The organism is Sorangium sp. So ce124 (genome assembly GCF_051525235.1).
Classification (GTDB): Bacteria; Myxococcota_A; Polyangia; order Polyangiales; family Polyangiaceae; genus Sorangium; species Sorangium atrum.
The window spans coordinates 13012037-13026272 of the sequence record NZ_CP150312.1; the positions used below are offsets into that span (position 1 = coordinate 13012037).

Below are 14236 nucleotides of genomic sequence, written 5' to 3' on the forward strand. Positions count from 1 at the left end.
GTTAATGGCGGTGGGGAATCCAATGGGCGCGCGAACGAACGGCTCCACACACCCGCAATCCATCGAATCCCCGTCCCGGAGCGGGGCGCTGAGCAAGCCCGGGAAGGGCAGCTCATCGGGCGCGCGGCGCGCCGGGCCGGCGGCGACGGAGCTCGATCCTGCGGAGCACCACCGGCCGGCGCTCAAGCTCCTCGACGCGGCGCGGGAGCCGGATTTCATCGAGGTGCTCGGATCGCGGGAGCACAACCTCCGCATCGATCGGCTGGAGGTGCCCAAGCGGAAGCTCGTTGTGTTCACGGGGGTGAGCGGCTCGGGCAAGTCGAGCCTGGCGTTCGACACGCTCTACGCCGAGGGGCAGCGGCGTTACGTCGAGACGCTGAGCTCTTACGCGCGCCAGTTCCTGGGTCAGCTCGAGCGCCCGCAGGTCGAGCACCTGCGCGGCCTGTCGCCGACCATTGCCATCGAGCAGAAGAGCGCGTCGAGCAACCCGCGCTCCACGGTCGGCACGATCACGGAGGTCTACGATTACCTGCGCGTGCTCTATGCGCGCGCCGGCGAGCAGCATTGCCACCTCTGCGGCAAGCCGGTGAAGGCGCAGAGCTCGGAGCAGATCGTCGACGAGCTCCTCGGGATGCCGGAGGGGACGAAGTTCGTGCTGTTCGCGCCGCTCGTGACGCACCGGAAGGGGGAGTTCAAGGACCTGTTCGAGGAGCTCCGGGGCCGCGGCTTCGTGCGGGTCGAGATCGACGGGGCGCAGCACCGGCTCGACGAGCTGCCGAAGCTCGACAAGAAGCTCAAGCACACCATCGCGCTCGTGGTGGACCGGCTGGTCGTGCGGTCGGACGAGCGCCAGCGCATCACGGAGGGGGTCGAGCTCGCGCTCCAGGAGGGGCGCGGCGAGCTCCGGGTCGAGCTCCAGGCCGACGAGGGGGCGTCCGGGAAGCGGCGTCGCCCCGACGCCCCGCTGCTGTTCAGCGCCGCGCGCTCCTGCTGCAGCCAGAGCTTCCCCGAGCTCTCGCCGCAGAGCTTCTCGTTCAACAGCCCGCTCGGCATGTGCGGCGCCTGCAACGGCCTCGGCACCCGCCTCGAGATCGATCCGGCGCTCGTGATCCCGGATCCTGCGCTGTCGATCCGGGAGGGCGCCATCGCCCCCTGGGCGTCGGCCATGGCGCGCGGGGAGGGCTGGACGTTCCGCATCATCGACGCCGTGGCCAAGGCGTGCTCCGTCGACCTCGACGTGCCCTGGCGCAAGCTCGGGGCGAAGAAGCAGGAGATGGTGCTCCATGGCCTCTCCGGCAAGCGCATCGCGGTGACGTGGGGGAAGGAGGGGACCGAGACGCACGGCACCTGGGGCATGAAGTTCGAGGGCGTGATCCCCAGCCTGATGCGCCGGTTCCAGCAGTCGTCGTCCGAGTCGGCGCGGGAGGCTTACCGCAAGTTCATGAGCGAGCGCCCGTGCGACGCCTGCGGCTCCCGGCGGATGCGCCCCGAGTCGCTCGCGGTGCGCGTCGCCGGCAAGGGGATCGCCGACGTCACGGCGATGACGGTGAGGGACGCCTACGAGCACTTCGCCCGGCTGGAGCTGCCGGGCAACCGGCAGAAGATCACGGAGGGGGTGCGCCGCGAGATCACGAGCCGGCTCAGCTTTCTCCTGAACGTGGGGCTCGACTACCTGACGCTCGACCGCTCGGGGCCGACGCTGAGCGGCGGCGAGGCGCAGCGCATCCGGCTGGCGAGCCAGCTCGGCAGCGAGCTCTCCGGGGTGATGTACGTGCTCGACGAGCCGAGCATCGGCCTGCACCAGCGGGACAACCAGCGCCTCATCGAGACGCTGCGGCGCCTCAGGGATCTGGGCAACACGGTGCTCGTGGTGGAGCACGACGAGGAGACGATCCGGGCCGCCGACTACGTCGTGGATTTCGGCCCCGGGGCCGGGCACCTCGGCGGCCGGGTGATGGCCGCGGGGACGCCCGAGGAGATCGCGCGTGACCCCGAGAGCGTGACCGGGGCGTACCTGGCGGGGCGCGCGCGCATCGAGGTGCCCGACGCGCGGCGCGCGCCGCGCGGGTGGCTGGAGATCCTCGGCGCGGCCGAGCACAACCTGAGGAGCATCGACGTCCGTTTCCCGCTCGGGGTGCTGCTCGCGGTGACCGGGGTGAGCGGCGCGGGCAAGAGCTCGCTGGTGAACGGCATCCTTTTGCCGGCGCTGGGCCGGGCGCTTCACCACAGCACCGAGCCGGTCGGCGCGCACCGCGCGATCCAGGGGCTCGAGGCGCTCGACAAGGTCATCGCGATCGATCAGAAGCCGATCGGCCGCACGCCGCGCTCGAACCCGGGGACGTACACGAAGGCGTTCGACCAGATCCGCGAGATCTTCGCCGAGCTGCCGGAGTCGCGCGCGCGCGGCTATGGCCCGGGGCGGTTCAGCTTCAACGTGAAGGGCGGGCGCTGCGAGGCGTGCAGCGGCGACGGCATGGTGAAGGTGGAGATGCACTTCCTCGCCGACGTCTATGTCCCCTGCGAGGTGTGCGCCGGCAAGCGGTACAGCGCGCAGACGCTGGCGGTGCGGTACAAGGGCAAGAGCATCGCGGATATCCTCGACACCAGCATCGAGGATTGCCTGCGTCTCTTCGAGCACCACGTCGCGCTGCGCCGCATCCTCGAGACGCTGGTCGAGGTCGGCCTCGGGTACATGAAGATCGGCCAGAGCGCGCCGACGATGAGCGGCGGCGAGGCGCAGCGCGTGAAGCTGAGCCGGGAGCTCGGCAAGAGCCAGACGGGGCGAACGCTCTACGTCCTCGACGAGCCAACGACGGGGCTGCATTTCGAGGACATCCGCAAGCTGCTCGGCGTGCTCCACCGGCTGGTCGAAGCGGGGAACACGGTGGTGGTCATCGAGCACAGCCTTGACGTCATCAAGTGTGCGGACTGGGTGATCGATCTCGGCCCCGAGGGCGGAGCCGGAGGAGGCCGGGTCATCGCCGAGGGGACGCCGGAGCATGTCGCGAAGGTGAAGGGCTCGTATACAGGGCAGTTCCTTAGCCCCCTTCTCCCGCGTTAACCAAGCCCCGCGCCGCGTTCTCCTACATTCGAACGTGGTCGTGGTCGTAAACGTGGTCGTGGTCGTAAACGTGGTCGTGGTCGTAAACGTGGTCGTGGTCGTCAACGGTAGACCGTGAACGACCACGACCACGACCACGTTCACGTTCACGTTCACGTTCACGTTCACGTTCACGTTCACGTTTACGTTCACGTTCACGTTCACGACCACGTTCACGACCACGTTCACGTTGGTGACCGATGGTGGGGTGGAGGGGGAGGGCTTCGTGCGTTGAGTGCAACCGAACGAGCTTGGTTAACGCCTATGCCCTGTGCAGGCGCTGGCCGCTCGACGATGGATCATCTGGGGCAGAGTGGGGCAGAGAACGTCTGCGACGGCTCACTCCGACAGGCCTGAGACAGGCGCACTTGTGATTTGCGTCGCCTGCAGACCATCCATTTCAGATAAGCGCGATATTCATTGGTGGCGCCCATAACGGATTTATTCGATCGGCTTGCGCCGCGGCACAAAAGCGCGTAGCCGGGATCGATGGACACCATCGTGTCCAGGAGTGCGCGAGCACCCGACCAGCACCTTCAGCAAGAAAACATCATGATATCTCGCGCCAGCGGGGCTGTCGTACAGGCCCCTGCGCTCGAGATCCGTTGACGGGAGGGCCCATGCAGATCTCGAAGCATGCTCTATTTCTCGGCGTAGGACTTTGGGTGGGCGCCGCCTCGGCGGCGGCGTGCTCCGCCAGCGGCTCGTCGGCGGGCGCCCCTCGGCCGGGGACCACCTCAAGCGCCGGCGGCGGCTCGGGCGGCGACGACGTCGGGTCGATGAGCTCCGGCGGTTTCGGCGACGACATCGGCGCCGGCACCGGGGGCGACGCCGTCGGCCCCGAGCTGGCCGGCGACCCGAAGACGTGCGCGGAGGCCGCCGCGAGCAAGTCCTATATCGGCTGTGACTTCTGGCCCACGGTCACCGCGAACATCGTCTGGTCGATCTTCGACTATGCGGTCGTCGTCGCGAACGCCGGCGACGAGATCGCCGAGGTCGAGGTGACGCGCGCCGGCGCCGCCGTGGCGCGCGCCGAGGTCAAGCCCAACAGCCTGAGCAAGATCTACCTCCCCTGGGTGCGCGAGCTGAAGGGGCCCGACGCCACCCATTGCACCGGGGGCGATTCGATCACGAGCTCCGTCCGCGTCGACGGCGGCGCTTACCACCTCGTCTCGACCAGGCCGGTCACCGTCTATCAATTCAACGCGCTCGAGTACAAGGGGGAGGGCGGCCCGTCCGGGAAGGACTGGTCCTCCTGCCCCGGCAACGAGGCGTGCGCGGCCAACGACGGGGAACCCTTCGGCTGCTTCTCCTTCACCAACGACGCGTCGCTGCTCCTGCCGAGCACCGCGATGACAGGCAACTACCGCATCACCGGCCAGCGCGGCTGGGCGGAGGCGGACTTCGGCGGCTACATCGTCATCAGCGGGATCCAGGACGGCACCAGCGTCACTGTGAACGTCGCCCAGGGCGGCTCGGTGGTCGCGGGCGACGGCATCCCCCGGACGAGCGGCGGCGGCAGCTTCACCGTCCAGCTCGAAGCGGGAGACGTCGTCGAGGTCCTCGGGCACCCGAGGAGCGACCTCAGCGGCAGCCTCGTCACAGCGACCCGCCCTGTCCAGGTGCTGACGGGCATACCGTGCGTGCAGGCGCCCGTCGGCCACCAGGCCTGCGACCACATCGAGGAGTCCGTGTTCCCCGCCGAGACGCTGGGCAAGCGGTACTTCGTCACGGTCCCGACGTCGCCCGGCGGCCACGTCATCGGCCACCTCGTGCGCCTCTACGGCAACGTCGATGGCACGGCGCTCACGTATCCGTCCGGCAGGCCGGACGGCGCGCCGACCACCATCAACGCTGGTCAGGTCGTCGATCTCGACGTGGTGAGGCGGGATTTCGAGGTCGTGGGAGACCACGAGTTCGCGGTCAGCACGTTCATGCTGGGCGCCGAGATCGTCGACGCTGACACCGAGTCTCGTCAGAAGGGCGATCCGTCGCAGAGCCACCCCACCGCGGTCGAGCAATACCGCTCCAAGTACGTCTTCCTCGCGCCGAGCGACTACGATGAGAGCTACGTCGACATCATCCAGCCGCTCGACGCGAGGATCACGCTCGACGACGCCCCCGTCGACGTCGCGCCGACCCCGATCGGCAACGGCTCCGGCTTCGGCGTCGCGCGCGTCCGGCTCGGCCCCGGCAACGGCGGCGCGCACGTGCTGACCGCCTCGGCCCCTGTCGGCATCCAGGTGCTCGGCTACGGCGCCTACACGAGCTACCAGTACCCTGGCGGACTCAACCTCGTCGTCATCGCGCCTCCGCCGCCCCCGCCCCGCTGACCGCGCGCGCGGTGATCGTCGTCGGGCGTCGCGCTGGTTGTCTTTCCCGGTCTCCTGAACTAGCACCCTCGCATGACGGACGAGCCGCGCTCCTCGGCACGTCGCGCCCGCCGCGCCGCGCTCTTCGTCGTCCTGGCCAGCCTCGCCTTCGCCGCGAGCGGCCCGCTCGCCCGCTATGCGCGCCCGGTCCACCCGCTCGCCATCGCCTTCGGCCGGGTCGCCCTCGCCGCGATCGCGCTCTCCCTTGTCGACCTGCGCGCCATCGCCCGCTCGGCTGCCGGCCTCTCGCCGCGCCAGCGCGCCGCCGTCCTCTGCGCCGGCCTCCTGCTCGCCGTCCACTTCGCGCTCTTCCTCTGGGGGCTCGACCGCACGTCCCTCGCCGCCGCGCTCTCGCTCGTCTCGCTCGAGCCGCTCGCCGTCGTGCTCTGCGCGTGGGCGTTCTTCGGCGTCCGCCCCACGCGCTCCGAGCAGGCGGGCGTGCTCCTCGCCACCGTCGGCGCGCTCGTCGTCGGGCGCTCGGCCGGCGCCGGCGATCACCGGCTCTCGGGCGACCTCCTGGTCGTCGGCGCCACCCTCCTCTACGGCCTCTACGTCTCCTTCGCCCGCGCGCTCCGGGACGCGCTGCCAGCGCGGAGCTACGCCGCCCTCGTCTACGGCAGCGCCGCGGTCTTCCTCGCCGTGGCGCTCCCGTTCGCGCCCGGCGCGCTCGAGGGCGTCGCCCCGCCGCCGGCCCACGCCGCCGTCGCCATCGTCGCGCTCGCGCTCGTCCCCACCGTCGTCGGCCACACAGCGGTCCAGATCGCGGCGCGCCGCATGTCCCCGTCCATCGTCGCGCTCGTGTCCCCCGGCGAGACGCTGGGCGGGATCGTCATCGGCGCCCTGTGGCTCCACGCCACCCCCACCGCCCTCGAGATCGCGGGCGCCGCGATCATCCTCCTCGGCGCCACCGTCGCGATCCTCGGGTCGAGCTCGTCCGCGGCCACGAGCGCAGGCTGAAGCGCGCCCCCTCCGGCGCGACGCGGCCCCCGGCTGGCGCGCGATGCCCGGCGCGGCGTGAAGGCGTGACAGCGTGTGTCCGTGCAGCGGTCGCGCCGAGCGCTCACCGGCTCTGCCGGGACGGAGCTTGCCCCGCGCGCGCCGCTCCGGTCGGACTCCGCGCCACGAACACAGGGATTTTCGCGGGAGAGCCGCCCGCGCGCGCTTGACGGTCGATGATTCGAAAGAACGCTTCGCCCATGTATGGTGGGCTGTTTCGAAACATCCTGTTTCCGTTCTACGAGACCCGTTTGAGGGGCAGGGAGACCCTGAAAGACCTGGAGCAGATAGAGCGCTCCCAGTGGCGATCGGAAGACGAGATTCGCGATCTCAGCTTCCGGCGGATGCTCGCCGCCCTCCAGTTCGCCGAGCAGCACGTCCCGTTCTATCGGGCTCGCTTCGCCGAGCACGGCGTGCGCGCCGCCTCGGTGAAGGCGCCGGAGGACCTCCTGCGGTTCCCCGTCCTCACGAGGGCCGATCTCCGCGCCCACGGGCAGGACCTCCTCGCCGAGGGCTTCGTCGGCCGGCTCTACTCGAGCGGCACGGGCGGGTCCACGGGGGAGCCGGTGCAGTTCCGCTTCGACCACCGCACGTACGAGCGCCGCATCGCGGCCGCCATGCGGTCCGACGGGTGGGCGGGCGCCCGGCTCGGCGACCGGGAGCTCCACCTGTGGAGCGCCGTGCTGGTCAGCGAGACGCTCGCCAAGAAGGCCAAGCGCTCCCTTCACGAGGCCATCCTCCGCAAGAAGATGATCTCCGCCTTCGACCTGTCCGACCGGCGCCTCGCCGCCTTGCTCGACGAGATCGCGCGGTACCGGCCGCAGCTCATCGTCGGCTACGCGAGCGCGCTGTACCACGCGGCGCGCTACGCGCTCTCGGACGGCCGCGCGCTCCCCGCGCCGCGCGGCATCGTCACCAGCGCAGAGCGGCTGTTCGCGCACCAGCGCGAGGCCATCGAGCGCGCGTTCGGCGCGCCGGTGTTCGATCGGTACGGCTGCCGGGAGCTCATGCTGATCGCCGCCGAGTGCGGGCGGCACGCCGGCAAGCACATCAACATGGAGAACGTGTTTGTCGAGCTGATCCGCGACGGGCGGCACGCCCTGCCCGGCGAGGCTGGCGAGGTCGTCGTGACCGACCTCGTCTGCCGCTCGATGCCGCTCATCCGCTACAAGAACCAGGACGTCGCGATCGCCGCCGGCGCGCCGTGCGCCTGCGGCCGCGGGCTGCCGATGCTCGCCTCGGTCGAGGGCCGCGTCCTCGACCTGCTCGTCGGCCCCGACGGCGAGCTGCTCGCCGGGGAGTTCTTCCCGCACCTCATCAAGGACCAGCCGACGATCGCCCGCTACCAGGTCTACCAGGACCGGCGGCGCGCGCTCACGGTCAAGCTCGTGCCGGGCAAGGGCTTCCAGCTCGAGACCGCGAGGCTCATCGAGCGCGTCGTCCGGCAGCACCTGGGCGAGCGCGCGGAGGTCCGCGTCCAGATCGTCGACGACATCCCCCTCACGAGCGGCGGCAAGCACCGGGTCACCCTCTCCGAGGTCCCCGTCCAGCTGGGCCGGGGGCGCGCAGCGTGAGCGTCGCCGGGGTCGGGCGCGGGCCTGCCGCGCCGCGCCGCGCGGCGCCCCCGGCGACGCTGGGCCGCCCGGGGCCTCGAGCGGCGCCGGCCTCGGCCACGCCCCACGCCAAGCGCGGCGCTCACGGTCACAGCGCGCTTTCTACAGATCTGCTGGAGCGCCTGGCGGCTGGCGCGCCGCGGCCTGCTCACCCGTCACGGTGCTCGGCGCGCGGCGTCCCCCGAAGCGCTGGCGGAGCCGCGCGGTCCGGGGTATTGGGCAGAGCAGTACGATGTCCGACGTGCAGAGACCGCTTCCGCCGAAGAAGGACGTCGCGCTGGCTCTCCTCGAGCGAGAGCCGAGCGTGTTCATCCACCTCGATCCGCGCCGGCCTGGTGTCTCCGTCCCCAAGTGGTTCACGGGACAGCCGCAGCTGATCCTCCAGGTCGGCATGAACATGGCGATCGCCATCCCCGACCTCAAGGTGGACGACGACGGGATCAGCTGCACCCTGTCGTTCAACCGCGCGCCCTTCTGGTGCCGCTTGCCGTGGCACGCGATCTGGGCGCTCGTGAGCGAGGACCAGCGCGGCATGGTGTGGCCCGAGGACATCCCGGCCGATCTCGCAGCGCAGAAGCAGCAGCGCCCCGCCGTCGCCCCGCCGCAGAAGCCCGCCAAGCGGCCGCGCCCCCGGCTCGCCGCCGTCGCGCCCCCCAGCAGCGACGACGAGCGGAGCGACGAGGCGGCGGACGAGGCGCGGGCGCGCGACAGGGCGCGCCCCCAGCTCGAGTCCGTGGAGGCCGGCGAGCGCCTCGGCGCGGGCGAGGCCCCGGCGCGGGACGCGGGCGCGGCCGTGAGGCCGCTGGCGCCGGTGCCGGCGCCCGCGCCGGCGCTCGCGCCGGTGCGGTCCACCGAGGAGCGCGAAGACGACGAATCGGGGGGCTCTGGTGAGCCCGAGCCCAAGCCTCGCCAGGGAGCGGGCAAGCCGAAGCGGGAACTGCCCCCTTATTTGCGGGTCATCAAGTAACGCCACTGACGCTACTGCTTGACGGTGCGGCTCGGCCATTCCAACTCTGGCCGGCCATGCCTCGACCGTTGCAGCGCGTCCTCACTGCGCTCCTGCTCCTCGGCGTCGTCGTCGCCCTCGAGTTTGGCTTCGAGACCCTGTTGCCGGACGCCGCCTGGCGGCAGCTCGCCCTGTTCGCGATGGTCAACGTCATCGCGGCGCTCTCGCTCAACGTCATCAACGGCATGGCCGGCCAGTTCTCGATCGGCCACGCCGGCTTCGTCGGGATTGGCGCGTACACCGGGGCGGTCGTCGCCGGCAACCTGCACCAGCACCTCGGCGGCGGCGAGCCGCTCTTCGGCAACTCGTTCGTCGTGATGCCCGCGGCGCTGCTCGCGTCCGGGCTCGTCGCGGCCCTCTTCGGCCTCGTGGTCGGCCTGCCGAGCCTCCGGCTGCGCGGCGACTACCTCGCCATCGTGACCCTGGGGTTCGCCGAGATCTTCCGCCTGACGATCGCGACGGCGACGACCGGCGGCCCCGACCAGGGGGCGCTCGGCAAGCTCCTCGGGGCGCTCGGCGGCCCGATCGGCTACGCCGGGCCCGACGACACCGGCGTGCCGCAGTACGCCGGCCCGTTCTGGATCTTCGGCGCCGTCGTGATCGCGACGATCCTCGCCTGGCGGCTGAAGTTCTCCGGCTGGGGCCGCGCGCTGCGCGCGCTCCGCGAGGACGAGATCGCCTCCGCCGCGGTGGGCGTCGATCCGACGCGCTACAAGGTCACGTCGTTCGTCATCTCCGCCGCCGGCGGCGGCATCGCCGGCGCCCTGCTCTCCTCGATGCGCGACGGCAACCCCACGGTCCAGCCGGACCAGTTCACGTTCAACTACTCGTTCGACGCCATCACGATGGTGATCCTCGGCGGCTCGGGCAGCGTCTCCGGGGCGATCCTCGGCGGCGTGTTCGTGACCTTCACGGTGAAGCTCATCGAGCAGCTGCAGGGCCTCGACAGCGTCCTCGCGCTGAAGGCGGCCTACCCCGCGCTCGATCTGAACGCCCTCAGGATGGTGCTCTACGCGGGCATCCTCATCGGGCTGATGGTCCTCCGCCCCGAGGGCCTGTTCGGCGAGCGCGAGCTCTTCGGCCGGCGCTGGTCGCGCAGGAAGCGCTTCCCGGTGGGCCCGGCCGAGCCCGTCCCCGCCACGACCGGCGTGGAGGTGGCCGTCGGGCACGAGGGCGCGCTGCCCAGCCCGGGCGCGCCGCCGGACGAGCCGCCGCCCGGCATCACCGTCGGCCGCGAGGGCGCGCCGACCGGGAGGGATCTCGAGTGAACCTCGATCTGAAGCACGTGACCAAGCGGTTCGGCGGCCTGCGGGCCGTCGGCGGCGTCTCCTTCACCGTGCCCGAGCGCTCGATCTTCGGGCTCATCGGCCCGAACGGCGCGGGCAAGACGACGGTGTTCAACCTGATCACCGGCGTCTACAAGCACGACGAGGGCGCGATCCGCTTCGGCGGGACCGACCTCGCGCCGCTCCGGCCGAGCCAGATCGCGCGCCTCGGCATCGCCCGCACGTTCCAGAACATCCGCCTCTTCGGCCAGCTCACGGTGCTCGAGAACGTGCTCGTCGCCTGCGAGAACCTGCGGAGATCCACGCTCGCCTCCGCCCTGCTGCGCTCGCCGTTCTTCTACAAGGACGAGCAGGAGATGACCGAGCGCGCCCTCTCGCTGCTCTCGGTGTTCAAGCTGGAGGAGATGGCCGACGAGATCTCGACGTCGCTCTCGTACGGCAACCAGCGCCGCCTCGAGATCGCCCGGGCAATGATGCTCAAGCCGAGGCTGCTCCTGCTCGACGAGCCGGCGGCGGGCATGAACTACGGCGAGGCCGAGGGGCTCAAGCAGCAGATCCGCTGGCTGCGCGACACCTTCGACATCACGGTCGTGCTGGTCGAGCACAACATGCAGGTCGTCATGGGCGTGTGCGAGGAGATCCACGTCCTCGATCACGGCGAGACCATCTCGCACGGCACCCCGGAGGTCGTGCGCAGGGACCCGAAGGTCCTCGCCGCGTACCTCGGCGAGGAGATCGACGACGAGGCGGCCGGCGCGGCGGCGGAGGAGCCCGCATGAAGACATCGCATCCGACGCGGCAGCCCCCCTCGGTGGCCCCTGGCGACCCCTTGCTCGTCGTCGAGGATCTCGCGGTCAGCTACGGCGGCATCAAGGCGCTCAAGGGCGTCAGCCTCGAGGTGCGGCGAGGCGAGATCGTGGCGATGATCGGCGCGAACGGCGCCGGCAAGACGACCACGCTGAAGACGATCGTCCGCCTCCTCCCGATCGCCTCCGGCCGCGTCCGCTACGACGGCAAGGACCTCGCGTCCGTCTCGACGGAGGAGCTCGTCGCGGCCGGCGTCTCGCTCGTCCCGGAGGGGCGCGCGATCTTCTCGAACCTCAGCGTCCGCGAGAACCTCGAGCTCGGCGCGTGGTGCCACAAGCACGGCCCCACCATGGCGGAGACCGTCGACGACGTGGTGAAGCTCTTCCCCCGGCTGGGCGAGCGCATGCACCAGCACGGCGGCACGCTCTCCGGCGGCGAGCAGCAGATGCTCGCGATCGGCCGCGCCATGATGGCGCGCCCCGCCATGCTGCTCCTCGACGAGCCCTCGCTCGGCATCGCGCCGCGGCTCGTCGCAGACATCTTCGAGTCGATCGCCAAGATCGCGGCGTCGGGAACTACCGTACTCCTCGTCGAGCAGAATACCCGACTGGCGCTCAAGTACTCGATGCGCGCCTACGTGCTCCGTACTGGGCAGATCGCCATGAGCGGCGAGTCGAAGGACCTCGCGGCGAACGAAGAGATCCGCGCGGCCTACCTCGGCGGCTGATCCCGCCGCTCCCGCGTCGACCCGTGTCGGCGCGCCGCGAATCCCCCGGACGGGTCGCAGATCATCGCGGATCACGGCGGATCGCAGGGGATCGCAGGGGATCGCAGGGGATCGCAGCGGATCGCAGCGGATCGCAGCGGATCGCAAAAGAGACAGGCGGAAAGCGCTGGTGTTTCAAGCGCGTATCAACGCATCGCGTGATGCGCTGAGGCGCGATTGATATCGCTCTTTGCTGAATATGGAGTATGGTCACTGTGAGCCAGGCCATGAAGACCTGGTTTTCACAGCGGCGGTCAGCGCCGGCCGCTGACGGGGGATACCCATGGAGATTGAGAGCACGACCCGCGTTCTGGTGATCGATGACGACGCCAGCAACTCCCAGCCGCTCGTCCACTTCCTCTCATCCCGGGACTACACGGTGGAGACGTGCTGCGGGCTCGGCCATGCGCGTGACGTGCTTGCCCGCTGGCGTCCTCATGTGATGGTGCTCGTGCCGCGGGAGGAGGCGGAGCTCCACAGCGAGATGGAGCAGCTCCGCCGCATGTCGCCGCGCGTGCCCGTCGTGGTGCTCACGCCCGCGGCCGGCCCCGAGCTGATCCTGGACATGGAGGCGTTTGCGCCCACGGTGCCCGCGTGCCCGTCGCGCGGCCTCGCGTACATCGAGTCTGCGGTGGCCGACGCCTCGGCCATGGGCTGAGCGCGGCCAGTCGCGGGCCGGGGCCCGCGCTCGCCGCGGGCCTGGTCCCACCCGCGGCAGGCGCCCATCGCGACGGCTCGCCTCAGGCGGACGGCTCGATCCCGTCCGGCAGCCCGTCGAAGAACTCCTCCACCACGGACGCGACCCAGGCCCGCACCGGTCCGGTCGCGCACATGCTCCTCACGACGGGCCAGAGCGCATCCGCGAGCGCGCCGACGTCGAGCTCGGGCGCGATCCCGAGGCGCCCCAGCGCCTCGCCGAGCGGCTCGCCCGCGTGCGCCGCCACGAACGCCGCGATCGCCTCGCTGGTCCGCGCCCGGACGGGCCGATCGCGGAGCAGCTGCGCGGCGATGTCGGCGCCGAGCTCCTCGGCGATCGCCGAGCTCTTCGCGTCGAGCTGACCGACGAGCGCGCAGATCTCCTGCTCCAGCACCCACGTGGCGACCTGCTTGCGCAGGCCGACGAACTCGGGCGTGTCGCCCTTGGCGACGAGGAGGTCGTGCACCTGGCGCATCGCCGTGCGCGAGAAGCCCTGCAGAAACCGGCGGATCTCCGGCTCGAGCCGCCGCTCGAACTCGCCCCGCATCGCGCCCATCGTCTTGCCGACCCCGCCGAGGCCGAAGGGGGCGACCCGCTTGAGGAGCGCCGGCAGGCCCCACTCGGCGAAGAACGGGTTCACCTTGTCGGAGAACTCCATCAGCGTGTCGTAGAGGACGTCGCGCATCACCGCGTCGAGCGCCGCGCTCTCCAGCACCTCGCGCACGAGCCGCTCCGGCACGATCTTCGGCTGCTCGAGGATGCGATCGAGCTTGTCGCGGGCGCCCTCCGGCAGGAGCTCCTTCCCGCGCCGCCGCTCGGCGCGCGCCGCCTCGACGAGCGCCGCGAGCGCCGCGGCGGCCGCGGGCCGGACCGCCCGCCGGAGCGGCTCCTCCGCCGCAAGGGCCTCGAGCGCGCGCCCGATCGCCCCCGCGTCCACGAGCTCGCCCAGCGGCGTCGCGAGCAGCGCGGCGAAGCCGGCGGGCAGCCGCTCCCGGAAGTCGCGCGCGGCGGCCTCGGAGACGAGCCGCGCCTCGAGGAACGCGATCTGACGAGCCTTCAGTTCATTAAGTAGCGCCCGATCCATCGGGGAACCGATAGCCCCGAGCCCCCGCTGGTGCCAGGCGCAGATGACCCCGGGCCCCTGCCGACGCGGCGCGCGGCGCGCGGCGCGTCGGCAGGGGCCCGGGCCTTGAAATCGCGCAGTACTGTGAATCTGCCCAGCGGGTGAGCACCCTACTCATCGAACGTGGATTCGGAGGAGCCTTACCGAAAACACCTTACTTGGAGCTCCAGTGTCCGGGGACGCCCTGAGTCGGCGCGCCGCTCGCGCACGTGCGTTCGCGAGGCAGACCTGCGGGCAGCGCCGCGCGCCCCGGCGAAGCGGGATTGTCGGTGATTGTCATTTTCCGCGGGGAGCGACTCGGGCCGAAGTCAACTTTGCGCACCTCGCGACAGTGAGTTGCAACGAATTACAAGTGCCTGACAACTTCGGATCCGGCGGATGGTACGCGTTCGTTGTCTGCCGGCGCCTGCAGGGGTGGAGATCGGCGCTCTCGCCCGTTCCCACGGCTGCACGGCAACCCGCCGGCGGTA

10 protein-coding genes are annotated in these 14236 nt (G+C 71.0%); 9 read left to right on the top strand and 1 reads right to left on the bottom strand.

The features are described 5' to 3' along the window. The first annotated feature begins 22 nt into the window (after positions 1-22). The 9 genes from uvrA to WMF19_RS48785 all read left to right on the top strand — a co-directional run bounded on the left by uvrA (position 23) and on the right by WMF19_RS48785 (position 12604). On the top strand, positions 23-3061 hold the full coding sequence (gene uvrA / locus WMF19_RS48745) for an excinuclease ABC subunit UvrA (protein WP_437896603.1): 3039 nt from the start codon (positions 23-25) through the stop codon (positions 3059-3061). A 704-nt stretch (positions 3062-3765) separates the two neighbouring features. Continuing rightward, on the top strand, positions 3766-5433 hold the full coding sequence (locus tag WMF19_RS48750; protein WP_437896604.1) for an IgGFc-binding protein: 1668 nt from the start codon (positions 3766-3768) through the stop codon (positions 5431-5433). A gap of 72 nt (positions 5434-5505) precedes the next feature. Continuing rightward, positions 5506-6429 carry a DMT family transporter gene (locus WMF19_RS48755; RefSeq protein ID WP_437896605.1) on the top strand — a complete coding sequence of 308 codons (924 nt, stop codon included), beginning with the start codon at positions 5506-5508 and terminating at the stop codon, positions 6427-6429. A 239-nt stretch (positions 6430-6668) separates the two neighbouring features. Continuing rightward, complete coding sequence (locus WMF19_RS48760; protein WP_437896606.1) at positions 6669-8042, top strand: phenylacetate--CoA ligase family protein; 1374 nt, start codon at positions 6669-6671, stop codon at positions 8040-8042. A gap of 271 nt (positions 8043-8313) precedes the next feature. Continuing rightward, entirely contained in the window at positions 8314-9048 is a 735-nt protein-coding gene (locus WMF19_RS48765; protein WP_437896607.1) for a ClpXP protease specificity-enhancing factor SspB, read from the top strand. A 56-nt stretch (positions 9049-9104) separates the two neighbouring features. Continuing rightward, entirely contained in the window at positions 9105-10355 is a 1251-nt protein-coding gene (locus tag WMF19_RS48770) for a branched-chain amino acid ABC transporter permease (protein WP_437326267.1), read from the top strand. Continuing rightward, a complete protein-coding gene (locus WMF19_RS48775; protein ID WP_272096308.1) occupies positions 10352-11152 on the top strand; it encodes an ABC transporter ATP-binding protein in 801 nt (266 codons plus the stop codon). Before WMF19_RS48770 ends, WMF19_RS48775 begins: the two co-directional genes overlap by 4 nt. After that, positions 11149-11907 carry an ABC transporter ATP-binding protein gene (locus WMF19_RS48780; RefSeq protein ID WP_272096309.1) on the top strand — a complete coding sequence of 253 codons (759 nt, stop codon included), beginning with the start codon at positions 11149-11151 and terminating at the stop codon, positions 11905-11907. Before WMF19_RS48775 ends, WMF19_RS48780 begins: the two co-directional genes overlap by 4 nt. A 322-nt stretch (positions 11908-12229) precedes the next feature. Further along, positions 12230-12604 (top strand): response regulator, encoded by a 375-nt coding sequence (locus tag WMF19_RS48785; RefSeq protein ID WP_272096310.1) that lies wholly within the window; start codon positions 12230-12232, stop codon positions 12602-12604. An 82-nt stretch (positions 12605-12686) separates the two neighbouring features. Here WMF19_RS48785 and WMF19_RS48790 read toward each other — a convergent pair whose 3' ends face one another. After that, positions 12687-13727: a hypothetical protein gene (locus tag WMF19_RS48790; RefSeq protein ID WP_437896608.1), complete on the bottom strand. Its 1041-nt coding sequence runs from the start codon at positions 13725-13727 to the stop codon at positions 12687-12689. Between the last annotated feature and the right edge of the window lie 509 nt (positions 13728-14236).